Source organism: Bifidobacterium callitrichos, assembly GCF_008698085.1.
Classification (GTDB): Bacteria; Actinomycetota; Actinomycetes; order Actinomycetales; family Bifidobacteriaceae; genus Bifidobacterium; species Bifidobacterium callitrichos.
In genome coordinates this window covers 662,303-688,109 of the sequence record NZ_RZJP01000001.1, presented here as the reverse complement: position 1 = coordinate 688,109, position 25,807 = coordinate 662,303, and the positions used below count along the sequence as shown (strand labels likewise).

Here is a 25,807-nt window from a genome sequence, read left to right as displayed (position 1 = left end):
GCAAACGACGGCAAAAGGCGGCCCCCGGAACCGAAGGGAAAAATTCCGAGGGCCGCCTGATATAGGGGAAGGAGGTGATGGAACGTTTCGCCTCATCCTGGTCGCCACGTTGGGGGAGCGTGGCGTTTTTAGCTCACACAGTACACATCGTTGGATGGGTGCACGGCCCGGCGCCTGCGCCGTATGACCTCACCGTGCCTTGTCGCGAATCGTTATCGCCATATTCAGTTATTTCGAAGGCGTTGCGCCTGCGGTCTTACGACGTTCTGCGCTTCGTTGCGACCTGCCGAATTCTCGGCCGATCTTAAACTCCGGCCTTCACTTGCAGTATACCCTGATAATGAACATCAACACGCGGTCGGACGGGCTATTGATGCTGCTTGAAGTCAATCAGGAGTAGTGGTTATAAAGATTTGATGAAAGAGAACAAAATCGAACATAAGTATGATGTTCGTACTGGGGAATCGCACATATTGCGTACCGATCAGTGCGTTTTCGCAAGCGCGACACGCCGAGGTTGGACAGCCTTGGAAACTCATGTATAGTATCCACTCGTTGTCCAACACCGACGCAAGCCGGTCAAGGAGAACGCCACATGGTGGATATAGCTCAGTTGGTAGAGCATCTGATTGTGGTTCAGAAGGTCGCGTGTTCGAGCCACGTTATCCACCCCACCGAGGCCCCGAGGCGAAAGCCCCGGGGCCTTCTTGTTTTCGCGGACCGATCCGCAGCGTATCCTGCTCCGGGGCATGCGAGGTGTGTCGTGCGTGCGCCGCATGCCGTATGCACCCGAAGGGTACTCCGGCGTGTCGTTGTCGAGCTTGAACGTATTCTAGATATTCGTGTGTGCCAGCGGCATGCCTTATGTGACAGGCGTGCGGGTTGGGATATCCCGCGAATCGCATGCATCGCGCGCAGTAATGCGGCGGCGAGAGATGAGCGGGCCATCGGGCCGGTGGGCAGTGGCTGACTTTCCGATTCGGATGCGCATATGGGCGCGTCGGGGGAGTGCGGTTCACAGCGTCGCGGGCCTCACGAAAGCAAGAGATAACACTGAATCGGAGAATTCAAGTTGCCTACTATCGAACAGCTCGTCCGTAAGGGACGTTCGCCGAAGCCGAAGAAGTCGAAGACTTTGGCGCTCAAGGGCAGCCCGCTGCGTCGCGGCGTGTGCACCCGTGTCTACACCACCACCCCGAAGAAGCCGAACTCGGCACTGCGTAAGGTCGCCCGTGTCCGTCTGTCCTCCGGCATCGAAGTCACCGCCTACATCCCGGGCGAGGGCCACAACCTGCAGGAGCACTCCATCGTGCTCGTGCGCGGCGGCCGTGTGAAGGATCTGCCGGGTGTTCGTTACCACATCGTGCGCGGCGCGCTCGATACCCAGGGTGTCAAGGACCGCAAGCAGGGTCGTTCCCTGTACGGAGCAAAGAAGGCGAAGTAAGAGATATGTCACGTAAAGGACCCGCTAAGAAGCACGTCGTTCTGCCCGATCCGATCTACGGCTCGACCGTCGTGGCGCAGCTGATCAACAAGATCCTGCTCGACGGCAAGAAGTCGATCGCCGAGGACATCGTCTACTCCGCTCTTGACATCGTCAAGGAGAAGACCGAGCAGGAGCCGGTCGCCGTCCTCAAGCGCGCTCTGGACAACATCCGTCCGTCCCTCGAGGTGCGTTCCCGCCGTGTCGGTGGCGCCACCTACCAGGTCCCGGTCGAGGTCAAGCCGAACCGCGCCAACACCCTGTCCCTGCGCTGGCTGACCGACTTCTCCCGCGCCCGTCGCGAGAAGACGATGGCCGAGCGCCTCGCCAACGAGATCCTCGACGCCTCCAACGGCCTCGGCGCTTCTGTCAAGCGTCGCGAGGATACTCATAAGATGGCAGAGGCTAACAAGGCCTTCGCTCACTACCGCTGGTAATTCAAGTAGAACGAGAGTTAAGGAAAACTCATGGCGCTAGACGTCCTTTCGGATCTTCACATGATCCGCAACATCGGTATCATGGCTCACATCGATGCCGGTAAGACCACCACCACCGAGCGTATTCTGTACTACACCGGCAAGAGCTACAAGATCGGCGAGGTGCATGATGGCGCCGCGACGATGGACTTCATGGAGCAGGAGCAGGAGCGCGGCATCACCATTCAGTCCGCCGCCACCACCTGCTTCTGGAACCGTCAGACGCACGACACCGAGGACAAGTTCCAGATCAACATCATCGACACCCCCGGCCACGTGGACTTCACGGCCGAGGTCGAGCGCTCCCTGCGCGTGCTCGATGGTGCCGTCGCCGTCTTCGATGGCAAGGAGGGCGTGGAGCCCCAGTCCGAGACCGTGTGGCGTCAGGCCGACAAGTACGGCGTTCCGCGTATCTGCTTCATCAACAAGATGGATAAGCTGGGTGCGAACTTCTACTACTCGGTGGACACCATCAGGGAGAAGCTGGGCGCCAACCCGATCGTCATGCAGCTGCCGATGGGTGCCGAGAGCGACTTCACCGGCGTCATCGACCTGGTCGAGATGAAGGCCTACGACTGGAACACCGGCGACGAGCTGGGTGCCCACTACAACATGGACCCGATCCCGGAGGAGTACGCGGAGAAGGCTCAGGAGTACCACGAGAAGCTGGTCGAGGCCGCCGCCGAGGCGAACGACGAGCTGATGGACAAGTTCTTCGAGGAGGGCGACCTCTCCAAGGAGGAGATCCGCGCCGGTATCCGCGAGCTGACCATCTCCAAGCGCGCCTTCCCGGTCTTCTGCGGTTCCGCGTTCAAGGATAAGGGCGTTCAGCCGATGCTGGACGGCGTCATCGACTACCTGCCGTCCCCGGAGGACGTGCCGGCCATCAAGGGCTACAAGCCCGGCGACGAGTCCGTCGAGATCGACCGTCACCCCACCGTCGACGACCCGTTCTCCGCTCTGGTCTTCAAGATCTCCACCCACCCGTTCTACGGCAAGCTCGTGTTCGTGCGCGTCTACTCCGGCGCCGTCAAGCCGGGCGACTCCGTCCTCGACTCCACCCGTGAGAAGAAGGAACGCGTCGGCAAGATCTTCCAGATGCACGCTGACAAGGAGAACCCGGTGGATGCCGCCGAAGCCGGCAACATCTACACCTTCGTTGGTCTCAAGAACGTCACCACCGGTGACACCCTGTGCGCCATCGACGCCCCGATCACCCTCGACTCCATGACCTTCCCGGAGCCGGTCATCCAGGTGGCCGTCGAGCCGAAGACGAAGGCCGATCAGGAGAAGATGGGCATCGCTCTGGCCAAGCTGGCCGAAGAGGATCCGACCTTCCAGGTCACCACGGACGAGGAGTCCGGCCAGACCCTGATCGCCGGCATGGGTGAGCTCCAGCTCGACATCATCGTCGACCGTATGCGTCGCGAGTTCAAGGTCGAGTGCAACCAGGGCAAGCCGCAGGTCGCCTACCGCGAGACCATCCGCAAGGCCGTCATGGATCAGGGCTACACGCACAAGAAGCAGACCGGTGGTTCCGGCCAGTTCGCAAAGGTCCTGATGAACTTCGAGCCGCTCGACACCACCGAGGGCAAGACCTTCGAGTTCGAGAACGCCGTCACTGGCGGCCACATCTCCCAGGAGTTCATTCCGTCCATCGAGGCCGGCGTCAAGGAGGCCATGGAGTCCGGTGTTCTGGCCGGCTTCCCGGTCGTGGGCGTCAAGGCCACCGTCACCGACGGCCAGATGCACCCGGTCGATTCCTCCGAGATGGCCTTCAAGCTCGCAGGCTCCATGTGCTTCAAGGAGGCCGCTCCGAAGGCCAAGCCGGTCATCCTCGAGCCGATCATGGCCGTCGAGGTCCGTACGCCTGAGGACTACATGGGCGAGGTCATCGGCGATCTGAACCAGCGTCGTGGCAACATCCAGTCCATGACCGACGCCACCGGCGTCAAGGTCATCGACGCCAAGGTCCCGCTGTCCGAGATGTTCGGCTACATCGGCGATCTGCGTTCCAAGACCCAGGGCCGCGCCATGTTCTCCATGCAGATGGATTCCTACGCCGAGGTCCCGAAGAACGTCTCCGACGAGATCATCAAGGCCCAGCGCGGCGAGTGACACGCGTGGCTACGTTGATTTGCAGTCAGTCTTCAGTCAGCGGTAATATCGTGTACCGCTGACTGGGTTCTGGCTTCTCAATGTGGCACGAAACCCAGAAACCCAGTAAACCTACGAAACGTCCAGGAGGACAAAGTAATGGCAAAGGAAAAGTACGAGCGTACTAAGCCGCACGTTAACATTGGTACGATCGGCCACGTCGATCACGGTAAGACCACGCTGACCGCGGCCATCTCCAAGGTTCTGTACGAGGAGTACCCGGATCTCAACACCGAGTACGACTTCAACCAGATCGACTCCGCTCCGGAAGAGGCTGCTCGTGGTATCACGATCAACATCTCCCACATTGAGTACCAGACCGCGAAGCGCCACTACGCTCACGTGGACTGCCCGGGCCACGCCGACTTCGTGAAGAACATGATCACCGGTGCTGCCCAGATGGATGGCGCCATCCTCGTGGTCGCCGCCACCGATGGCCCGATGGCCCAGACCCGCGAGCACGTGCTGCTCGCCCGTCAGGTCGGCGTCCCGAAGATCCTGGTCGCTCTGAACAAGTGCGATATGGTCGAGGATGAGGAGCTCATCGAGCTCGTCGAGGAAGAGGTCCGTGACCTGCTCGACGAGAACGGCTTCGATCGTGACTGCCCGGTCATCCACGTGTCCGCCTACGGCGCTCTGCACGACGATGCTCCGGATCACGAGCACTGGGTCGAGCAGATCAAGAAGCTCATGGACGCTGTCGACGAGTACATCCCGACCCCGGTCCACGACCTGGACAAGCCGTTCCTGATGCCGATCGAGGATGTCTTCACCATCTCCGGTCGTGGTACCGTCGTCACCGGCCGTGTCGAGCGTGGCCAGCTGGCCGTCAACTCCCCGGTCGAGATCGTCGGCATCCGTCCGACCCAGAACACCACCGTGACCTCCATCGAGACCTTCCACAAGACGATGGACGCCTGCGAGGCCGGCGACAACACCGGTCTGCTGCTGCGTGGTCTCGGCCGTACGGACGTCGAGCGTGGCCAGGTCGTGGCCGCTCCGGGCTCCGTCACCCCGCACACCAAGTTCGAGGGTGAGGTCTACGTCCTGACCAAGGATGAGGGTGGCCGTCACTCGCCGTTCTTCTCCAACTACCGTCCGCAGTTCTACTTCCGCACCACCGACGTCACCGGCGTCATCGAGCTGCCGGAAGGCGTCGAGATGGTTCAGCCGGGCGATCACGCGACCTTCACGGTCGAGCTGATCCAGCCGATCGCTATGGAGGAGGGCCTGACCTTCGCTGTGCGTGAGGGTGGCCACACCGTCGGCTCGGGCCGTGTCACCAAGATCATCGACTGATTATCATCGGTTCGATCATTGACACGCTTGAACTAGCGTTCTAGGAGATCCCCCTTCGAGAGCAATCTCGGAGGGGGATTTTCCATATCAGAGGTTGTATTGCGCGGGGCATGCGCCATCGGTCGTGAGGCGCGCCACGCCACTGTATATACGTTGTGGCATAATTGCCAAGGCAAATTTTGGGCGCATCGCCCCAGCCCTAGAAGTTTGAATTTGAAAATAGGTGAGTAACTGTGGCACAGACTACCAATGACATCAAGAACGGTTCCGTTTTGAACCTTGACGGCCAGCTGTGGACCGTCCTGAAGTTCCAGCACGTCAAGCCGGGCAAGGGCCCCGCCTTCGTGCGCACCACCATCAAGAACGTCCTCTCCGGCAAGATCGTCGACAAGACCTTCAACGCGGGCATGAAGATCGAGTTCGAGACCGTCGACAACCGCAACCTGCAGTACTCCTACGAGGACGGCGACAGCCTCGTCTTCATGGACATGGAGACCTACGACCAGATCTACGTGCCGAAGGCCCTTGTCGACACCAAGTTCCTGCTCGAAGGCACCGACTGCGTCGTCTCCTTCCACGACGGCACCCCGCTGAACGTCGAGCTGCCGGCCTCCGTGGTCCTGACCATCACCCACACCGAGCCGGGCCTGCAGGGCAACCGCTCCAACGCGGGCACCAAGCCGGCCACCGTCGAGACCGGTGCCGAGATCCAGGTCCCGCTGTTCATCAACGAGGGCGAGAAGGTCAAGGTCAACACCGAGGACGGCTCCTACCTGGGTCGCGAGAACTGATTCCCACGGATCGGTTCTCCCAACGGGAAACTCGATACAACCAGTCGATACGGTAACCAAGCAGGCAACAGCTAAGCAAAGGACTTGAGAAGCTCATGGCACGTTCCACCGCCCGTAAGAGGGCTCTGAACACGTTGTACGAAGCGGACGAGAAGGGACAGGACATCCTGTCCCTGCTTGAGGAACGCATCCAGACCCCCGGCGCGCAGACGCCGCTGCCTGAATACGCCATCGATATCGTCCGCGGCGTCGCCGAGCATCTGGATGAGATCGACGCCACCCTGGATACGCATTCCACCGGGTGGAAGGTCAAGCGTATGGGCGTGGTCGATCGCAACATTCTGCGTATCGCCACCTGGGAGATCCTCTTCAACGATGACGTGCCGGACAAGGTCGCCATCGACGAGGCGCTGTCGCTCGCCAAGACGTTGTGCGACGACGATTCCCCCGCATTCATCCACGGACTGCTGTCCGCCATCTGCACGGCTAAGGAAAAGCCGATCGACTGATTTTCCCTTCAACGCCTCCCCGCAATACGGGAGGCGTTTTTGTGAACGGAACGGAACGGTTCCGCGAACACGCCTTACGCCAGCGAGGCTTTGGATTGACACGTGTTTCCACCCGCGTGTGAGTCTGTGCTGGCCGATAACCTAAGTTACGAATACCCGAGTAGAAAAGGGGGTTTTGGTGAGCGAGAACGCGAACTATGGCAAGGACGATGCTGTCCTTGTGTTGGAGGATGGGCAGGTGTATGTGGGAGAGCCCTACGGTGCCCGAGGTGCTACCACGGGCGAGATCGTGTTCAACACGGGTATGACCGGATACCAGGAGACGCTCACCGACCCGAGCTACGACCGTCAGATCGTGGTGCAGACCTTCCCCCACATCGGCGACACCGGCGTGAACCATGAGGACCCGGAGTCCTCGCGCATCTGGGTCGCCGGATACGTCGTGCGCGATCCCTCCCCGAACGTGAGCAACTGGCGTGCCGACGGCAGCCTGGACGATGATCTCGTCGCCAACGGCATCGTCGGCCTTGCCGATATCGACACCCGCAAGCTGGTGCGCCATCTGCGCTCCGCCGGCGTCATGCGCGCCGGCATCTTCTCCGGCGACGCCCTGCTGGACGGCAACGGCCATCTCAAGGAGATCGACGAGCTGCTCGAACAGGTCAGGCAGACCCCGCAGATGCAGGGACTGAGCCTGTACGACGAGGTCTCCACCAAGGAGACCTACACCATCGAGCCGTGCGGCGAGTTCGAGGGCAAGGAGCCGCTGTACACCGTCGCCGCCGTGGACCTCGGCATCAAGGCGATGACCCCGCACCGCATGGCCGAGCGCGGATGCCGCGTGCACGTCGTGCCGTCCACCATCACGTTCAGCCAGATCGAGGAGCTCAACCCGGATGGTGTCTTCTTCTCCAACGGCCCGGGCGATCCGGAGCAGGCCGGACCGGAGGTCGAGCTGCTGCGTCAGGTGCTCGACGCGGGCTACCCGTTCTTCGGCATCTGCTTCGGTAACCAGCTGCTCGGCCGTGCGCTCGGCTTCGGCACCTACAAGCTCAAGTTCGGCCACCGTGGCGTCAACCAGCCGGTCAAGGACATGACCACCGGCAAGATTGAGATCACCGCTCACAACCACGGCTTCGCCGTCGACGCGCCGATCGGTGAGACGGTCGACGCCCCGTTCGAGAACGGCAGGTACGGCAAGGTGTTCGTCAGCCACATCGATCTCAACGACGATGTGGTCGAGGGCCTGCAGTGCGTGGACATCCCCGCGTTCTCCGTGCAGTATCACCCGGAGGCCGCCGCCGGCCCGCACGACGCCGCCTATCTGTTCGACCGATTCTGCGAGCTCATGAAGAACAATCCGCGCGACGAGCGCGCCAACTCCAAGGAAGGTAAGTGATATGCCGAAGCGCACCGACATCAAATCCGTGATGGTCATCGGATCCGGCCCGATCGTGATCGGTCAGGCCGCGGAGTTCGATTACTCGGGCACTCAGGCATGCCGCGTCCTCAAGGAGGAAGGCATCCGCGTCATCCTCGTCAACTCCAACCCGGCCACCATCATGACCGATCCGGAGATGGCCGACGCCACCTACATCGAGCCGATCGCCACGCCGATCCTCGAGCAGATCATCGCCAAGGAGCGTCCCGACGCGCTGCTGCCGACCCTCGGTGGCCAAACGGCGCTCAACGCCGCGATGGCCCTCGGCGAGGCCGGCGTGCTTAAGAAGTACAACGTCGAGCTGATCGGCGCCTCCCTCGAGGCCATCGACCGCGGTGAGGACCGTGAGCTGTTCAAGAAGGTCGTCGAGGAGGCCGGCGCCGAGTCGGCGCGAAGCGACATCGCCCACAGCCTCGAGGAGGTCGACCGCATCGCCGAGAGGTTCGGCTACCCGCTGGTCGTTCGCCCGAGCTTCACGATGGGTGGCCTCGGCTCCGGCATCGCCCACAACGAGGAGGAGCTGCACCGCATCGCCGGCGCCGGCATCCACTACTCGCCGACCGATGAGGTCCTGATCGAAGAGGGTATCGAGGGCTGGAAGGAATTCGAGCTCGAGCTCATGCGCGACCGCAAGGACAACGTCGTGGTCGTCTGCCCGATCGAGAACGTCGACCCGGTCGGCGTCCACACCGGCGACTCCATCACCGTGGCCCCCTGCTTCACGCTCACCGACCGCGAGTACCAGAAGCTGCGTGACATCGGCATCGCGATCATCCGCGGCGTCGGCGTCGACACCGGCGGCTGCAACATCCAGTTCGCCGTGCACCCCGAGACGGGCCGCATCATCGTCATCGAGATGAACCCGCGCGTTTCGCGCTCCTCCGCGCTCGCGTCGAAGGCCACCGGCTTCCCGATCGCCAAGATCGCCACCAAGCTGGCCCTCGGTTACACGCTCGACGAGATCCGCAACGACATCACCCAGTCGACGCCCGCCTCCTTCGAGCCGACCATCGACTATGTGGTCACCAAGGTGCCGCGCTTCGCGTTCGAGAAGTTCCCGGGCGCCGACCCCACCCTGACCACCTCGATGAAGTCCGTCGGCGAGGCCATGGCACTGGCCGGCAACTTCCAGGAGTCCCTCGGCAAGGCCATGCGCTCCATCGACAAGCGTCACATGGGCTTCAGCTGGGACGGCGACAAGCCGACCGCCGAGGAGGTCGACGAGCTGCTCAAGGCCATCCACGTGCCCACCGAGCAGCGCTACCTGCAGCTCATGCGTGCCATCTGGGGCGGCGCCACCATCGAGCAGCTGTTCGAGGCAACCAAGATCGATCCGTGGTTCTTGAAGCAGCTCACGCTCATCAACGAGACCGCCCAGGCCGTGCACGAGGCTGAGACGCTGACCCGCAAACTGCTGCGCCGCGCCAAGCTCGCCGGCCTGTCCGACCTGCAGATCGCCCATCTGCGCGGTCTCGGCGACGAGGGCGAGAACACGATTCGCGAGCTGCGCTGGACCTACGGTCTCAAGCCCGTGTACAAGACGGTCGACACCTGCGCCGCCGAGTTCGACGCGGCCACGCCGTACTACTACTCCTGCTACGCGGACGAGAGCGAGGTCAAGCCGCGCGAGCGCGAGGCCGTGATCATCCTCGGCTCCGGCCCGAACCGCATCGGTCAGGGCATCGAGTTCGACTACACCTGCGTGCACGCGGTGCAGGAGCTCGGCAAGGACTATGACACGATCATGGTCAACTGCAACCCGGAGACCGTCTCCACCGACTACGACATCTCCGATCGCCTGTACTTCGAGCCGCTCACCTTCGAGGACGTGCTCGAGATCTACGAGGCCGAGAAGAGGATGGGACCGGTCAAGGGCGTCATCGTCCAGCTCGGCGGCCAGACGCCGCTCTCGCTTGCTGCGCGCCTCAAGGCCGCCGGCGTGCCGATCCTCGGCACCACCCCGGAGGCCATCGATCTCGCCGAGAACCGCGAGCTGTTCGGCGAGGTCCTCAAGAAGGCCCGGATGAACGCGCCGCGCTACGGCACTGCCCTGAGTCTCGAGGAGGCGCAGGAGGCCGCGCACAACATCGGCTACCCGGTGCTCGTGCGTCCGTCCTACGTGCTCGGTGGCCGCGGCATGGAGATCGTCTACGACGACGCCCAGCTGGAGAAGTACGTCGATCGCGCACTGGCCGAGGCCAAGGCCGATACGGTCGTCTCCGGACGTCTGCCCTCCCCGCTGCTCATCGACAAGTTCCTGCAGGACGCCATCGAGATCGACGTTGACGCGCTGTTCGACGGCAAGGATCTGTACATCGGCGGCATCATGGAGCACATCGAGGAGGCTGGCGTGCACTCCGGCGACGCCGCGTGCACCCTGCCGCCGTCCACCCTCTCCGACGACCAGATCCGCCGCCTCAGGGAGGGCACCTACGCCATCGCCAAGGGCTGTGACGTCAAGGGCCTGATCAACGTGCAGTATGCCTTCATGGCCAACACGCTGTACGTCATCGAGGCCAACCCGCGCGCCTCGCGCACCGTGCCGTTCGCCTCCAAGGCCACCGGCGTGGCGCTGGCCAAGGCCGCCGCGCGCATCATGGCGGGGGAGACCATCGCCGATCAGCGCGCCAACGGCCTGCTGCTGCCCAAGGGCGACGGCGGCGTCATGCACCGCGGCCAGCAGGTGGCGGTCAAGGAGTCCGTCCTGCCGTTCAAGCGCTTCCGCACGCCGGTCGGCAAGACCGTCGACATCCTGCTCGGACCCGAGATGCGCTCCACCGGCGAGGTCATGGGCTTCGACCGCGACTTCCCGCACGCGTTCGCCAAGAGCCAGCTCGCGGCGTACGAGGGCGGCCTGCCGACACACGGCAACGTGTTCATCTCCGTCAACGACGCCGACAAGCGCCAGCTGCCGCTGATGGCCGTGCGTCTCGAGGAGCTCGGATTCACCATCTGGGCCACCGAGGGCACCGCCTCCGTGCTGCGTCGCTACGGCATCGAGTCGAAGATCGTCGACAAGATCTCCACTCGCGTGGACTCCGATCCGGAATCCCCGGTGAAGGTCATGCACGCCGAGGGCTCCGTCGGCAAGAACGTCGTCGAGCTCATCGAAGAGGGCAAGATCGACATGATCCTCAACACCCCGAACTCGCGCGGATCGCGCTCCGACGGCTACTCCATCCGAGCCGCCGCCATCGCCGCCGACCTGCCGCAGTTCACCACCATCACCGAGTTTTCCGCGGTGCTCCTGGCCATCGAGGCGGTCAAACGCAACGATTACCAGATCATGAGCATTCAGGATCATTCCAAGCAGTTGTTCGAATTGGAAAGCAAGGATTTCTAAACACAGAATTCCCCAAGGTTCACACATATCAGGTTCATACCAAACGAAAGGAACCGCGATGAACGCCAGCACCCAAGAGGAACAGGACAAGGAACAACTCGCGAGGCGCTCGGACTTCGGTCTGCGCCTGCGCAACTCGATGGACAAGTATGGTCCGTTGTGCGTGGGTATCGACCCACACCGAAAGCTCCTGACCGATTGGGGCTACAGCGTTGACGCCGACGGCGCGGAAATGTACTCCATGCGCATGCTGCAGGCTGCGAATGGCCGCGCCGCCGCCGTCAAGTTCCAGCTGCCGATGTTCGAACGGTACGGTTCGAAGGGATTCGCGGCGCTGGAACGCGTGCTGTACGCGGCACGGCAGATGGGCGTCATCACGATCGTCGACTGCCTGCACGGCGGCCTGTCGACCACGATCTCGGCCATCGCCGACGCCTACTTCAAGCCCGACGCGCCGCTGCGCGCCGACGCGATCACCCTGCTGCCGTACTACGGCGCTCGATCGCTGCAGGGGCTGATCGATGAGGCGCTCGACAACGGCCGCGGCGTGTTCATCGCCTCCCTGACCTCCAACGAGGAGGGCAAGAGCCTGCAAAGCGCCATCCGTCAGACCGGCGACTATGCGGGCAAGACCGTGGCCTACGGCATCGCGGCCACCGCGCAGAAGCACAACGCCGACATCGATGGCATGGGTTCCGTGGGCCTGATCATCGGCGCGACCATCGGCCAGTGGATCAACGAGACCGGCGTCGACCCGGCCCGCTTCACCGGACCGATCCTGTCTCCGGGATACGGCTGGCAGGGTGCCGAGGCCAAGGACCTGCGCACCGTGTTCAAGGGCACCAAGGGCAACGTGCTGGTGACGGTCTCCCGTTTCATTGCCTCCCACGGCCCGGACATCTCCGCGCTGTCCGAGGCGACCGAGGCGATCGCGCTGGATGTGCGTCAGGCGCTGCTCGAGGCCACTCGAATCGGTGATAGGCACGAAGAACCGGAGGGGGAGAAGTCCTCTTCCACGGTGATCGATCTGGGCGCAAACGCCGCCGACACCGCCGACAAGCAAGGAGCACAATCCGTGACCGATACTTCCGCATCCTCCGACACCGCCGAAACCGCTGCCGCCGATACGACCGGCACCGCAACGCAGAGCGCATCCGCGCCGGCCTCGACCAGTACCGTCGAAACCGATACGCAGATCGATGACGCTGCCGTGCTGCACGGCAGCCGTCTGCTCGTGCTGACCGGCCCCGCCGGCGTCGGCAAGGGCACCGTCGAGGTGGCGCTGCGCAAGAAGCACTCCGAGGTGTGGGTGTCCGTCTCCGCCACCACGCGTGACCCCCGCCCCGGCGAGGTCAACGGCGTCAACTACTGGTTCATGAGCGAGGAGGAGTTCGCCGCCAAGGAGAAGGCGGGGGAGTTCCTTGAGACCGCGCTCGTGCACGGTCTGGCCCACTACGGCACGCCGCTCAAGCCTCTGGTGGACCACCTGTCCGTCGGCACCCCGACGATCCTCGAGATCGACCTGCAGGGTGCGCGCCGCGTCAAGCAGAAGGCCGCCGAACTTGGTCTCGAGGTGATGACCGTGTTCATCGCCCCGCCGAGCTTCGACGAGCTGGTGCGTCGTCTGACCGGCCGTGGCACCGAGACCGAGGAGCAGCGCAAGCGTCGTCTGGAGACCGCGCACGTCGAGCTCGCCGCCGAAAACGAGTTCGATGTGACGATCGTCAACGACAACGTGCAGAAGGCTGCCGACGATCTGTGGAACGTCATCGCCAAGGAGTACGGCGCCAACGCCTGACGGCATAGACTCCCATGTAGATGATTGAAGGGGCTTCCTCATCGTGAGGAAGCCCCTTCATCTGTTTTCGGCTGCGGAAGTACTGGAAGCCGTCCTATTGCCGTTGCCGCGCGATGATCTCGTCGGCCAGCTTCGGCTTCTCCGTCAGCTGTCCGGTGAATCCGGGACGGATATCCATGTGCAGCACGAGACTCGTGCGATAGCCCTGTTCGGCGAGCTTCTTGGCGGCCTCGCCGGCCACGTGCAGGATGTCGTCCAGATCGCCTTCGACGTCGGTGAACAGCGCGTTGGTCTCCTGCGGCAGACCGGAGTCGCGGATCACCGAGATCGCCTGTGCGACGTACGGGGAGACCTCGGAGCCGGCTCCCGTCACCGACACCTGGATGGCGGCCACCGTATTGAGGTACGGCTTGCCGGTTTCGGGATTGATCGGTACCTCCTGCCTGATCGCATTGCGGTCCGACACTGTGTTGAGCGTGTTGTCGGGAGTGGTGGAATCCTGCGGCATGCCTGTCGTCATGATCGATTCACCTCCACGCCCACGCGTGGTCCATCGGGCCGGAGCCCTGACCAAGATCGAGCATCGCGTTCAATGCGCCGGTCAGATACTCCTTGGCGTGGCGGATCGCCTCGGGCAGCGTCTCGCCCTTCGCGAGATTCGCCGCGATCGCCGAGCTCAGCGTGCAGCCGGTGCCGTGCGTGTTCGGATTGTCGACGCGCTTGCCCTCGAACCAGGTGATCGTGCCGTTCGATTCGGCCAGCACGTCGTTCGCGTCGTTCGTGTGATGGCCGCCCTTGACGAGCGCCGCGCATCCGTATCGTTCGGTCAGTGTCTTCGCCGCGCGCTCCATCGAAACCGCGTCGGTGATCTCCATATCGGACAGCGCCTGCGTTTCGGGGATGTTCGGTGTGATCACGGTCGCCAGCGGGAACAGTTTCGAGGTCAGGGCGGCGATCGCGTCGTCGCTGATGAGCTTCGCGCCGGAGGTCGCCACCATCACCGGATCGAGCACCACGTTCCTCGCGTGGTGGAAGGTCAGACGGTCGGCGATCACGTCGATGATGTCGGTGGCCGAGACCATGCCGATCTTGACGGCGAGTGGCGGAATGTCCTCGAACACGGCGTCGATCTGATCGGCGAGGATCTTGGGCTCGGTGTCCTGGATGGAGCGCACGCCGGTGGTGTTCTGCGCGGTCAGCGCGGTGATCGCGCTCATGCCGAACACGCCGTTGGCGAGCATGGTCTTCAGATCGGCCTGCATGCCGGCGCCGCCGGACGAGTCCGAACCGGAGATCGCAAGTACTGGTGGGAGGGTTGTCGTATGTTGTGCCATAGCTCCCAAGTCTAATAGTCGAAGGCCGGAATATCACGCGGTTTTCCTTGATTATTCGCCGTTCCTATGGTGTGATGGGGAAGGTTTGACGAGGGTTCGACTAAGGAGCGGGAGGGATTATGGCAGGCAATGACGTGCTGCGTCGCGATGGCGTTCTGGCGCGCATCACCGGATTCGACGAGGGACGCGTCGCCTACTATGCGGTGATGCCGAACGGGCACACCACTCAGCTCACGTTCCCGCGTCAGGAGGTGTTCGACGTCGGCGACGTCCTGCTCGTCGGCGAGGACTTCTACACGAAGGTGCCGGCGGACGTGTGGCCGGTCAAACCGCGCGTCGGCATCGTGCGCCGTGCTTTGGACGACTGCGTGGTATTGGAGACCTCCGACGGTCTGGAACTGCTGGAGGGCGATTACCCCCTCAACATCATGCCCGGCAACACCGTGGAGTTCACCGACCTGTTCGGCATCGAACGCGTGCTGTGGCCCACGGCCATCCGACCCGGCGAATCCGACCACGACGACGACATCAAACAGTACCGGATCACCCCCGGTGCCGACCCCACGCTCACCTTCGACTCGTTCGGCGGCTACGAGCAGGTCATCACCCGCGCCAAGGAGCTCATCGAAACCCAGCTGGGCAACAGCGAGCAGATGCGCGCGATCGGCGCCAAACCCATCAAGGGTGTGATCTTCACCGGCGCGCCCGGCACCGGCAAGACGCATCTGGCGCGCATCATCGCCAACGTGGCCGACGCCCAGTTCTACCTCGTCTCCGGCCCGACGATCGTCAGCAAGTACGTGGGCGACAGCGAGGAGACGCTGCGCATGATCTTCGCGGCAGCGCAGGCCGACCGTCGCGCGATCATCTTCTTCGACGAGATCGACTCGATCGCCTCGTCGCGTGACACCGACACGAATGGCGTCGGCAAGCGGCTCGTCGCCCAGCTGCTCACCCTGATGGACGGTTTCGCCTCCAAGGGCAACGTGGTGGTCGTCGCCGCCACGAACCGCATCGAGGACGTGGATCCGGCTCTGCTGCGCCCCGGGCGGTTCGACTGGCAGATCCCGTTCCCGATGCCGAGCGAGCACGACCGTTTGTCGATCCTTGAAGTGCAGGCCCGTGCGCTCGCCACCGAAGGCGAACTGCCGCTCGCGGACATCGCCCGGCGCACCGAAGGCTGGAGCGGCGCCGAGGTGTGCGCGATCTGGACCGAGGCCGCGCTCGTCGCCGCCAAGGACCGCCGCGGCGCGATTCGCGCGGCCGACCTTGCCACCGCGTTCGCACGCGTCGAACGCAGACCGGAGCTGCACGCACACCGGATGCCCTGAAAACGCAGATGAGCCCCCTTATACGAGGGGGCTCATCGGGACGTCACCCGAGAATCACTCGGTAGATATCACTCGGTGGCGGTGGAGTACAGCTTGCCGCCCTGGGCGGTGTACTTCTCGCTCATCGCGTTCATGCCGGCGCGGATCTCCTCCGGGCTCAGCACGTTCGCGGACACGACGGTGTCGTCGTTGACGACGTTCGGGGTCGTGGTCGGGGCCACGCCGGCGATCGCCTCCTTGACGATCTGCTGCTGCGCGGCCTCGCCGCCGAACGCCTTGCGGATGTTCTGCGAGATGGCCATCGAGCAGAACTTCGGGCCGCACATCGAGCAGAAGTGCGCCATCTTGGCTGGTTCGGCGGGCAGCGTGTCGTCGTGGAACGCGATCGCGGTGTCCGGATCGTAGGAGAGGTTGAACTGGTCGAGCCAACGGAACTCGAAGCGGGCCTTCGAGATCGCGTCGTCACGGTCCTGCGCGTGCGGGTGGTGCTTGGCGATGTCGGCGGCGTGGGCGGCGATCTTGTACGCGATCACGCCCTGCTTGACGTCGTCCTTGTTCGGCAGGCCGAGGTGCTCCTTCGGGGTCACGTAGCACAGCATGGCGGTGCCGTAGCGGCCGATCTCGGTGGCGCCGATCGCGGAGGTGATGTGGTCGTAGCCCGGCGCGGTATCGGTCGTCAGCGGTCCGAGCGTGTAGAACGGGGCGCCCTTGCACACGGCCTTCTCGAGTTCGATGTTCATGCGCACCGTGTCGAACGGCACGTGGCCCGGGCCCTCGATCATGACCTGCACGTCCTTGGCCCAGGCGCGCTCGGTGAGCTCGCCCAGAGTCATGAGCTCGCTCAGCTGCGCGGCGTCGTTCGCATCCGCAAGGCAGCCGGGGCGAAGGCCGTCGCCCAGCGAGAACGCGACGTCGTACTTGGCGAAGATGTCGCACAGCTCGTCGAAGTGCGTGTACAGGAAGCTCTCCTGATGGTGGCGCAGGCACCAGTCGGCCATGATCGAGCCGCCGCGCGAGACGATGCCGGTGACGCGGTTCGCGGTCAGCGGCACGTAGCGCAGCAGCACGCCGGCGTGGATCGTCATGTAGTCGACGCCCTGCTCGCACTGTTCGATCACGGTGTCGCGGAACAGCTCCCAGCTGAGCTTGGAGGCGTCGTCCTCGACCTTCTCGAGCGCCTGGTACATCGGCACGGTGCCGATCGGCACGGGGGAGTTGCGCAAGATCCACTCGCGGGTGGTGTGGATGTCGTTGCCGGTGGACAGATCCATCACGGTGTCGGCGCCCCACTTGGTGGCCCAGGTGAGCTTCTCCACCTCCTCGTCGATGGACGAGGTGACGGCCGAGTTGCCCATGTTCGCGTTGAGCTTGGTGAGGAATCGGGAGCCGATGATCATCGGCTCGGCCTCCGGGTGGTTGATGTTGCACGGCATGACCGCGCGGCCGGCCGCGAGCTCGGAGCGCACGAGCTCCACGTCGCAGTTCTCGCGGGTGGCCACGTACTGCATCTCCGGGGTGACGATGCCGTGGCGGGCGTACCACATCTGGGTGATCGGGTGGTCCTTGGCGCGCATCGGCTGGTGCTTGCGTCCACGCCATTCCTTGCTGGCACGGCCGCGCTTGATGGCGCGCTTGCCGTCGTCCTCGAGATTGCGGCGGCGGCCCTCGTACTCCTCGACGTCGCCGCGGTCGCGGATCCAGTCGATGCGCAGGGGCTTCAGGCCCTCCTTCGGATCGCACTTGGGGCCCTCGGTGTTGTAGTCGTGGAACGGCGGGTTCGGCCCCACGCCGGGGGTGTCGGACAGCTTGATCTCGGTGTACGGCACCTCGAGATCGTACGAACCGTACTCGTAGGAGAACGGCACGGACTTCGTCTTGCGGATATGCGCCTTGTCGCGCTGCTTGGAGCCGCGGGCGGCGATGTCGACGCGCTGCTGCTTGGCGAGCTTCTGCGCCTCCTTGGCCTCCTTGGCGTTGGTGAACTTCTTCTCGGTGGCCTCGGCGCCCGGCTGTGCGGCGCCCTCCTGGGCGGCCTGCGTGTCGACGGCCGGAGTGTGGGTGACGATGCGTGGCGCGTAACCGTGCTTAGCGTCGCCGCGCACGGCCTTCCAGCCCTCGACCATCGCACGGGTGGCCTCCTCGGGGTTCTCGGCGCCGGCGATCGCGGACACCGCGAACCAGCCGGCCGCCTTCGTGCCGGCCAGCATGGCCATATCGGCGGCGGTCACGCCGCCGCCGACGACGACCGGGAATTCGGAGGCTGCGCAGATCGTGTTGATCTGCTTGACGTCCAAGGTCTTACCGGAGCCGTCGTTGCCGCCCACGGAGGCCTCCGGCTTGGTGACGGACACGTGCAGCGGGCCGGCGCCGATGTAGTCGATGCAGCCGTCGGGCAGCTCGTTGATGAGACGCACCAGCGACTCGGTCTCGGCGGACAGACCCACGATCGCTTCGTCGCCCAAGAGGGCACGGGCCTCGCGCGGCTCCATATCGGTCTGTCCGATGTGCACGCCGTCGACCTTGATACCCTTGCGGCGGGCCTGCCACACCACGTCGGCACGGTCGTCGATCACGAAGGCCACGGAGTCGGACTTGCCGTTGTCCTCGATGATCTGCGCGATGTCCTGTGCCATCGTCGTCAGCTCGGAGGCGTCGGCCTTCTTGGCGCGAAGCTGGATGAACGTGGCGCCGCCGGTGAGAGCCTGATCGACCACGTCGGTCAGCGGTCGGCCCTTGCAGTCCTCCGGGCCGACCACGAAGTACGCGGACAGGTCGAAGCTGTCGCGCATCGACGCGTATGGGTATTCGTTGTTCATTGATTTGTTCCTTTGGTTGTTGGTGGAAGTGTCAGAACATGTGGATCTCGGAGGCGGCCACCTGATCGGCGGTCACGTTCCACAGGGCGTCGAGGAAGGCGACCTGGAACGAGCCGGGGCCGTTGGACTGCGTCTCGGCGATCTCGCCGGCGCGGTCGTACAGGGCGCTCGCCGCCAGCGCGGCGGTCAGCGGGTCGGCTACGGCGAGATAGGTGGCGGTCACGCCGCCGAGCGAGCATCCGGCGCCGGTGATCTTCGTCATCATCGCGCTGCCGCCGGGCAGTCGGTAGACGGTCTCGCCATCGGTGACGAGATCGATCTTGCCGGAGACGGCCACGGCGGCCGTCTTATCCGGGGCGGAGGCGGCGAGGAACTGCGCCAGACGTCTGGCCGGTTCGACGGCCGCATCGACCTCGTCGACGGTCTCGACGCCGGCCGGGCGGGTGGCGGGCTGGTTGCCGGGTTCGGCTTCGGCTGACAGACCCCACATATCGGCAAGGGCGATGATCTCGGAGGCGTTGCCGCGCACGATGGTCGGGGGAATGGCGCGGAAGGCGCGCAGGATCTCGGTGCGGGTGCGGCCGATGCCTGCGGCCACCGGATCGAGCACCCACTTGTGCCCGGTCTTGTGGAAGGCGCGTGCGATCTGCGGCAGCGCGTCCTTGTAGAACGGCAGCAGCGTGCCCACGTTGATGTAGTCCGCGCCGGAGATCGGCGCCGTGTCGATCACGTCGTCGGGCAGGAAGCTCATCGCCGCGGCGCCGCCGGCGGCGAGCTGGGCGTTGGCCACGAGGTTGATCGTCACGAAATTGGTGAACGACTGCGCCAGCGGGCGGGTGGCCCTCACCTGTTCGACGGCGGTTCGGATGCGGACGCGCAGCTCGGCGAGATCGCATCCGGAGTCGTCAGAATTGGTATAAGAGGAATCGATACCGCGTTCGTTGCGGATGGATAGCGAAGCATCGCTCATATATCACTGCTCCCTACGCTGGTCTTAACCAACAGGTTCAAAGGGTCGGGCCATCGCCCATCTCAACCCGCCTAGTGGTGCGGGTTCCCCTGCATTTCGTTTGTTGCTTCCCGAAACTACGCGCCGATACGGACATGGTTGTTACAAAATCGCACAGACACGCCGAATCGGCCCGGCTCGGGTCTGGCGAGTCGTAGCTCGGCATGGTAAAGATCCGCGATCTCCCTGACGATCGACAGGCCCAGTCCGTTGCCGGGCCGGTTCTCGAGCCGGGACGCCCTCCCGCGATGGAACGGGATCAGCAGATCGTCCAGATCGCACCCGTCCGCCGACTCCGCTGGATCTGTCGACTCCTCCGCCTCCGTGCTGTTGGTGACGGACAGTTCGACGCCCCCGCCGTCAATGCTCCGCACGTCAACCTCGATGTCGCCGCGGTCCACGTTGTGCACCACGGCGTTGCGGATGAGGTTGCCCGTCAACAGGGCCAGCATCGTCGGATCCGCGCGCACCGCCGGCGCGGGGTCGATGTCGCAGCGCACGTCGATGCCGCGTTCGTCGATCACGTCCCACGAGGCATCCAGCGCGTGCTCCACGGCCTGACCGAGCGACGTCTCGGGCGGCCGTTCCTCGCCCGGATGCAACGCCATGCTCTGCACGCGCGACAGCGCCAGCAGCCCCTCCACCAGGTCGGCCGCGTTCCGGTCCGCCTCCAGCGCCCGGCGCACCGCCGGCTCCACGTCCGCCGCGAACCGCCCCTGCGCGAGCGGGGCGTCCAGACTGGTTCCGATCACCGCGATCGGCGTGCGCAGCTCGTGCGAGGCGTTCGCGATGAACTGCCGCTGCGTGGCCGCCGCCTGCTCGATACGCGCGAGCATCGCATTCACGTCGCCGGCCAGCGACGCCACCTCGTCCGATCCCGCGATCGACACGCGCTCGCCGGTGGCCGCCGGGTCGAGCCGGCGCATCTGCGCTCCCAGCGAGGAGATGCGCCCGGCCAGCCTGCGGGAGATGAACCACGCCGCGACCATCGCCAGCACGGCGAACCCGGCGAACAGCGTCAGCGAGAACCACATGGCGCCCTGCATCAGGGGCCCTCGCATGTCCGAGTCGCTGATCTCCATGATCGACCCCGGCGTCATCGGTCCGCAGCCCACGGTGTGGTCGGTGTAGTAGCAGCCGGTGGAGGACACATACAGTTCGCCGCCGTCGGGCGTGGGCAGCGTTCCGCCGCTGGCCACCTGATACAGCCGGTAGGACGACCGGTCGTAGATGCGGCCGAACAGCATGGTCTGCAACGCCAGGGCGATCCCGAGGAACACCGCCACCAGCAGGCCGATGGCGAGCGCGAGCTTGCCGCGGAAGGTGCGCGGGCGCAGATGGAACCGGCGCTTTCCGGACGGGTCGGACGGGCTGGACGGGCTGGATGCGTTGGTCAGACTGGACGGGTGGTTCATGGCAGACGGTATCCCTTCCCTCGCGCCGAGACGATGGCGCCCCTGCCACCGGCGGCCTCGAGCTTGCGTCTGAGCGTGTAGACGAGCGTCTTGGCCGCCCCGGCGCTGGCCGTGCCGTCCGGCCATGCGGCGGCGATGAGTTCGTCGAGCGTGACCCAGCCGCCGTCCGCCTCGACGATGCGGCGCAGCACGGCGAACTCCCGTGCGGTCAGGTCGAGCGGGGTGTTTCTCCAGTAGGCGAGTCGGCGGTCGTCGTCGATGACGACCGGTTGCGCGACGGCGCCGGAATCGTCGGAGGACCCTGCCGGCGCGCGTCGTCTCGCGTCGTGGCGCAGCAGGGCGCGGATGCGGGCCGACAGCTCCCGGTAGACGAACGGTTTGGGCAGGTAGTCGTCGGCGCCGAGGTCCAGCCCCTCGACGCGCTGCTCCGGGCTTGCGGAGGCGGTGACCATGAGCACGCTCACGTCCAGTCCGAGCGTACGGATCGTCGTCATCACCGTGTCGCCGGACATGACCGGCAGGTCGCGGTCGAGCAGGACCACGTCGATGGCGTCCCGGTGCGCGGCGAGCAGTTCCAGCGCCTCGACGCCGGTCCCGGCCGTCCAGGTGCGGTAGCCCTCATGCCGCAACGCGTCGTCGAGCGAGGCGGCCATGCCCGTGTTGTCCTCGACGATCAGTATCCCCGCCATGATCTACCAGAGGTACTCCACGGGGTCGTCGGCGCTGCTTGACGACCAGCCCTGCGACGCCTTGCAGCCGCGCACGCGCGCGTCCCCGAAATCGTAGCCGAGCTTGTCCTTCGCGTCCGTCCAACCCTCCGTCTGGAGCAGGGTCTGCCCGTCGTTGAAGTCCTTGACCGTGTAGCTCGGGGGCACCACGCCCTCGCGCCGCATGCAGTCGACGACCGCCTCGTCGACGTTGGCGTACAGGTTCGGGTTGCCCTGCTGCTGACCGTACAGTCCCTGTACGTGGGAGAACCGCAGGTAGCAGTCGGCGTAGGCGTCGCGCCACCGCTCCTCCTGCTCATCGGTGCCGACGGCGTGCTGCATGATGTCCATCATGCCGTTCGGGAACCGTTCGAGCTTCGGCTCGGGGAAGCCGTGGTCGACCATGCACGTCTTGTAGTCCGACCAGACCTTCTCATAGACGGTTGTCGACACCCGCCCCTCCTTCTTGGCCTGTTCGAGGAACGGGCGCTCGTAGTCCGACACGTACGGGTCGGCGAGCACCTCGTCGATGTAGGCGGACAGCGAGCTCGCCAGCCGCCCGTTGCCGTCGGCGTCGAGCAGCGTCGAGACCGGCCCCTGCTGTTGCGAGGAATCCCGCTTCTGCGTCGACGAACCCTGATCCCCGGATGCGGGTGATGCGGATTTCGCGCCGTTCGTCAACCCCGCGCAGCCCGCGAGCCCCGCGAGCAGCGACGCCACGGACAACGTCGCGGCCAGCAGGCGCAGGATGTGTGTGAACCCCTGTGATGATCGTCGTCCCATCTCAACCCCCTTGTCTGCAGAACCCCTGTGCCGCACGGCTGTGCGGCCTGTGCACCTTCCATCGTAGGCGGCCCCGCCCTGACCTTCGCCTGACCGTGCGCGTGGACGGCGTGGAACGATGGAATCGGACACGACGCCGAAGCCGACGTCGGGATCGAAGCCCGATCGGACGCGAGGGCGAGCGCGAGGGCGCGAGGAGGGGAGGTCATCATGGCGAAGACATCATCGGCATCATCGGGGCCGTCGATGGGGCGGGGAGCGCCGCGCGGTACTCCACGCGGCACCGTGCGACGCAGGTTCCCCGTCGCCGGGCTGCTGATCGCCGTCATCCTCACCGCGGCCGTCAGCGTCGGCGCGGCCGCGTTCCTGCTGCCCGACCGTCATCCGGCGATACTGTCGCGCGCGAAGGAGATCACCAGCGCGCCGGTCGGCATCCAGCGCTACGACGCGAACAGGCAGATCAGCGTCATCCCCACGTTCTCCGCATCCCGCCAGATGCTCATCAACACGTCCGGCACCGTGACCGCCGACCATTCCGGCGAGGGGCTCGTCTCCGGCAGAGCCGCGCTCGCGGTCGACGAACGGCCCATCGTCGCACTCGCCACCGCGACCCCGCTCTACCGCGACCTGAAATACGGCGACAAGGGCAGGGACGTGCGCGCGCTCAACGATGAACTCGCGCGGCTCGGATTCGGCGCGCCTGCCGACACCGACCGGTACACGACGCGTACGGTCAAGGCCGTCAAGGCCCTGTGGCGCGGGCTCGGCGTGACCTCGGACCTGGACGGAAACCTCGCCATCGCGGACGTGATCTGGCTGCCGCAGCGTGAGGCGGCCGTCTCCGACTGGAACGGCGTACCCGGCACCATGGTCACGGCCGGAACCACGATCGGCCGGATCCCCGGGGCGTTGACCGCGATCAGCTTGAGGGACGGCGCCGCCGAGAACGCCGACCGGACGATCACCGTCTTCGGCCAGCAGGGCGTGCTCAAGGCCGGCGCCACGCGCATCGACGACCCGGAGTTCTGCGCGCGCGTCACCGCCTCGCCGGAGTTCCGCATGTTCGCCCAATCCTCGTCGTCCAAGTCCGTGCAGGGCCAGTCGTCGGGCCAGTCATCTGGCCAATCCGCGTCGCAGGAGTCCGTGCAGGGGATCGACGCCACCGTGGCCCTGACGCAGCCTCTCGACGTGATGCGCGTGCCGGCCGCCGCCGTGTTCGGCGTCGACGGCGATACCGGATGCATCGCCTCCGACGACAGGACGATCCCGGTGACGGTGATCGGCGCGGACCTGGGCGTGAGCCTCATCAGACCCGCCGACGGCTCCGAACCATCCGCCGGCCCCTCCACGGTGCAGGTGGGCGGGGCGATCAGGGGGCTGACATGTCCGCGAGGGTGACCGGCCGCGACCTCGCCCACCGGTTCCCCGGCACGGACACGCTGTTCGAACACCTGTCGTTCACCCTCGAGGCGGGCACCACGACGGCGATCTGCGGGCCGAGCGGCTGCGGCAAATCCACGCTGCTGTCGATCCTCGCCGGATGGGAGAAACCCGCCTCCGGCACGGTCACGCGCGACGGCGTGAACCGCATCGGCTGGGTGTTCCAGAACCCGTACGGCGTCGCCGAACGCAGCGCGCTCGACCACGTCGTCTTCCCGCTGCTCGCGCGGGGCCTGCGCCGTCGCGAGGCGGAACCGCAGGCGCTGGAGGCGATGGGCATGTTCGATCTCGGGCCCGTCGCCGACCGCCCGTTCGCCGCGCTCTCCGGCGGCGAGGCGCAACGGCTCATGCTCGCCCGAGCCGTCAGCTCGGCCCCTGACATGCTGCTTGTCGACGAACCCACGGCCCAGCTGGACACGCGCACCGCCCACAGCGTCTCGGGCGTGCTCGGCAACCTCGCCGGACACGGCATGATCGTCGTCGTCGCCACCCACGACCTCGCCACCCGCGACGCCTGCGGGCGGGTCATCGACCTCGCCGACTATGCGCCGGAAGAGGCGGCGACGCAGGCGCGGTACGGAAAGGAGACGTCATGAGACTCGCGTCCATCCTCTCCGAGGCGATGCGCAACATCGGCTCCGGCGCCGCCCGCGCCGCGGTCTGGTTCCTCGCCGTGGCCGTGGCCGGCACGCTCATCGGCGGATTCGAGGCGCTCGCCGTCATCGGACAGGAGCGCGACGCCGTCACCCGCATCCGTGCCGCGGCAGACGTCACCACCATCGTCAGCCCCGTCTCCGTGATCGACGGCGCCGCCTGCGACCGTCTCGTCGACGCGGACGGCGGGCCGCAGGCCGCGGGCGCCATGCGCGAGGGCGACCAGATCACCCCGCGCTCGACACCGGGACGCAGCATCGGCTCATACGAGGTCACCGCCGGCATGATCGGCCTGCTCGCGGCCGCCGACGCCGACCCCACCGGCGTATGGGTCTCCACGACCCTCGCCCACGACTTCGGCTGGGCCAAGGGCGTCACGATCGAGACCGACCGCGGAGACATCTCCGTCGCCGGCGTCTTCGACTGGCCGAACGACGGACGCGACACCCGCTTCGCCTACGCGCTCGTCGTCCCCGCGACGGCCGACGCCAAGCCGTTCAGCGAATGCTGGGCCAAACAGTGGCCGCGCACCGACGCGGTCGAATCGCTGCTTACCACGACCGCCATCGCCGGCAAATCGACCACGCAGACCCTCCCCGGCACCACCATGCTCAACAAAAGCCTCGATCGTGGCTGGAACGCCGCGGCGCTCTACGAGACGCGCATGACCCGCATGCTGCCCTGGGCGGCGCTCGCGGTCGGCCTCGTCATCGGCGTCGCGTCCGTGCACAGGCGGCGTCTGGAATACGCGGGAGCCCTTCACTGCGGCCAACGCAAATCGGACCAGTTGCTCGCAGCGCTGATCGAGACCCTCGTCTGGGCCGGCGGCGCGACCGCGGCAGGCCTGTCGCTGATCGCCGCGCTCTGCCTGCGCGCCTCCCCGTCCGAGCCCACGGCCGTGCTCCTCGCCGCCGCCCGCTCGCCGCTCGCCCTGTTCGCCGGCGTCCTTGCCGCGACCGTCGCCGGCGTGCTCGCCGTGCGCGAATCCCGCCTGTTTCGCCTGTTCAAGGGGAGGTGATGC

Annotated in this window: 20 protein-coding genes, 1 tRNA gene, 1 pseudogene and 1 riboswitch; of the genes and pseudogenes, 15 read left to right on the top strand and 7 right to left on the bottom strand. The window is 65.4% G+C overall.

What is annotated here, in order from left to right:
- Positions 1–598: 598 nt before the first annotated feature.
- The 11 genes and pseudogenes from EMB92_RS03030 (at position 599) to gmk (ending at position 13,297) form a co-directional block, all read left to right on the top strand.
- Positions 599–674: transfer RNA gene (locus EMB92_RS03030), tRNA-His, on the top strand.
- 398 nt (positions 675–1,072) lie between these two features.
- A complete protein-coding gene (gene rpsL, locus EMB92_RS03025) occupies positions 1,073–1,444 on the top strand; it encodes a 30S ribosomal protein S12 (protein ID WP_003825774.1) in 372 nt (123 codons plus the stop codon).
- A 5-nt stretch (positions 1,445–1,449) separates the two neighbouring features.
- Entirely contained in the window at positions 1,450–1,920 is a 471-nt protein-coding gene (gene rpsG / locus EMB92_RS03020) for a 30S ribosomal protein S7 (RefSeq protein WP_043167139.1), read from the top strand.
- Between the two features lie 30 nt (positions 1,921–1,950).
- Positions 1,951–4,077 carry an elongation factor G gene (gene fusA, locus EMB92_RS03015; protein WP_150393720.1) on the top strand — a complete coding sequence of 709 codons (2,127 nt, stop codon included), beginning with the start codon at positions 1,951–1,953 and terminating at the stop codon, positions 4,075–4,077.
- A 138-nt stretch (positions 4,078–4,215) separates the two neighbouring features.
- On the top strand, positions 4,216–5,415 hold the full coding sequence (tuf, locus tag EMB92_RS03010) for an elongation factor Tu (protein WP_043167142.1): 1,200 nt from the start codon (positions 4,216–4,218) through the stop codon (positions 5,413–5,415).
- Positions 5,416–5,648: 233 nt separating this feature from the next.
- The gene (gene efp / locus EMB92_RS03005) at positions 5,649–6,206 is read left to right on the top strand and encodes an elongation factor P (protein WP_043167144.1); all 558 of its coding nucleotides are present in this window, start codon (positions 5,649–5,651) and stop codon (positions 6,204–6,206) included.
- A gap of 95 nt (positions 6,207–6,301) precedes the next feature.
- Entirely contained in the window at positions 6,302–6,715 is a 414-nt protein-coding gene (nusB, locus tag EMB92_RS03000) for a transcription antitermination factor NusB (protein ID WP_150393719.1), read from the top strand.
- A gap of 178 nt (positions 6,716–6,893) precedes the next feature.
- Positions 6,894–8,114 (top strand): glutamine-hydrolyzing carbamoyl-phosphate synthase small subunit, encoded by a 1,221-nt coding sequence (gene carA, locus EMB92_RS02995; RefSeq protein WP_223847532.1) that lies wholly within the window; start codon positions 6,894–6,896, stop codon positions 8,112–8,114.
- A 1-nt stretch (position 8,115) separates the two neighbouring features.
- A complete protein-coding gene (gene carB, locus EMB92_RS02990; protein ID WP_150393718.1) occupies positions 8,116–11,499 on the top strand; it encodes a carbamoyl-phosphate synthase large subunit in 3,384 nt (1,127 codons plus the stop codon).
- Positions 11,500–11,557: 58 nt separating this feature from the next.
- A pseudogene (pyrF, locus tag EMB92_RS02985) lies at positions 11,558–12,487 on the top strand (orotidine-5'-phosphate decarboxylase); the annotation flags it as partial.
- A gap of 207 nt (positions 12,488–12,694) precedes the next feature.
- Positions 12,695–13,297: a guanylate kinase gene (gmk, locus tag EMB92_RS02980; protein WP_395951751.1), complete on the top strand. Its 603-nt coding sequence runs from the start codon at positions 12,695–12,697 to the stop codon at positions 13,295–13,297.
- Between the two features lie 94 nt (positions 13,298–13,391).
- Here the strand turns inward: gmk and EMB92_RS02975 are convergent, their stop codons facing one another.
- Together EMB92_RS02975 and thiD are read right to left on the bottom strand one after the other, a co-directional pair.
- A complete protein-coding gene (locus EMB92_RS02975; protein WP_223847531.1) occupies positions 13,392–13,817 on the bottom strand; it encodes a thiamine-binding protein in 426 nt (141 codons plus the stop codon).
- Positions 13,818–13,824: 7 nt separating this feature from the next.
- Entirely contained in the window at positions 13,825–14,631 is an 807-nt protein-coding gene (gene thiD / locus EMB92_RS02970; protein WP_150393717.1) for a bifunctional hydroxymethylpyrimidine kinase/phosphomethylpyrimidine kinase, read from the bottom strand.
- A 119-nt stretch (positions 14,632–14,750) separates the two neighbouring features.
- Between thiD and EMB92_RS02965 the strand changes: the two genes are divergently transcribed.
- Entirely contained in the window at positions 14,751–15,962 is a 1,212-nt protein-coding gene (locus EMB92_RS02965) for an ATP-binding protein (protein WP_140445121.1), read from the top strand.
- Between the two features lie 68 nt (positions 15,963–16,030).
- Here EMB92_RS02965 and thiC read toward each other — a convergent pair whose 3' ends face one another.
- From thiC to EMB92_RS02940, 5 genes are all read right to left on the bottom strand, one after another.
- Positions 16,031–18,751 (bottom strand): phosphomethylpyrimidine synthase ThiC, encoded by a 2,721-nt coding sequence (gene thiC, locus EMB92_RS02960; RefSeq protein ID WP_395951749.1) that lies wholly within the window; start codon positions 18,749–18,751, stop codon positions 16,031–16,033.
- A gap of 58 nt (positions 18,752–18,809) precedes the next feature.
- Positions 18,810–19,748: a hydroxyethylthiazole kinase gene (locus EMB92_RS02955; RefSeq protein ID WP_150393715.1), complete on the bottom strand. Its 939-nt coding sequence runs from the start codon at positions 19,746–19,748 to the stop codon at positions 18,810–18,812.
- A riboswitch (TPP riboswitch) is annotated at positions 19,742–19,849 on the bottom strand. (Overlaps the previous gene by 7 nt.)
- A 15-nt stretch (positions 19,850–19,864) precedes the next feature.
- The gene (locus EMB92_RS02950; RefSeq protein ID WP_150393714.1) at positions 19,865–21,202 is read right to left on the bottom strand and encodes a sensor histidine kinase; all 1,338 of its coding nucleotides are present in this window, start codon (positions 21,200–21,202) and stop codon (positions 19,865–19,867) included.
- On the bottom strand, positions 21,199–21,891 hold the full coding sequence (locus tag EMB92_RS02945) for a response regulator transcription factor (protein ID WP_150393713.1): 693 nt from the start codon (positions 21,889–21,891) through the stop codon (positions 21,199–21,201). Before EMB92_RS02945 ends, EMB92_RS02950 begins: the two co-directional genes overlap by 4 nt.
- Before the next feature lie 3 nt (positions 21,892–21,894).
- The gene (locus tag EMB92_RS02940) at positions 21,895–22,692 is read right to left on the bottom strand and encodes a hypothetical protein (RefSeq protein ID WP_150393712.1); all 798 of its coding nucleotides are present in this window, start codon (positions 22,690–22,692) and stop codon (positions 21,895–21,897) included.
- Between the two features lie 210 nt (positions 22,693–22,902).
- On the opposite strand from EMB92_RS02940, the gene EMB92_RS02935 reads away from it, so the two are divergent.
- From EMB92_RS02935 to EMB92_RS02925, 3 genes are read left to right on the top strand one after another with little or no spacing between them, the layout of a single operon-like run.
- The gene (locus EMB92_RS02935; protein ID WP_150393711.1) at positions 22,903–24,090 is read left to right on the top strand and encodes a peptidoglycan-binding domain-containing protein; all 1,188 of its coding nucleotides are present in this window, start codon (positions 22,903–22,905) and stop codon (positions 24,088–24,090) included.
- Positions 24,075–24,728 carry an ABC transporter ATP-binding protein gene (locus EMB92_RS02930; protein WP_150393710.1) on the top strand — a complete coding sequence of 218 codons (654 nt, stop codon included), beginning with the start codon at positions 24,075–24,077 and terminating at the stop codon, positions 24,726–24,728. The genes EMB92_RS02935 and EMB92_RS02930 overlap by 16 nt, the downstream gene beginning before the upstream one ends.
- The gene (locus tag EMB92_RS02925; protein ID WP_150393709.1) at positions 24,725–25,804 is read left to right on the top strand and encodes a hypothetical protein; all 1,080 of its coding nucleotides are present in this window, start codon (positions 24,725–24,727) and stop codon (positions 25,802–25,804) included. The genes EMB92_RS02930 and EMB92_RS02925 overlap by 4 nt, the downstream gene beginning before the upstream one ends.
- Positions 25,805–25,807: the final 3 nt, after the last annotated feature.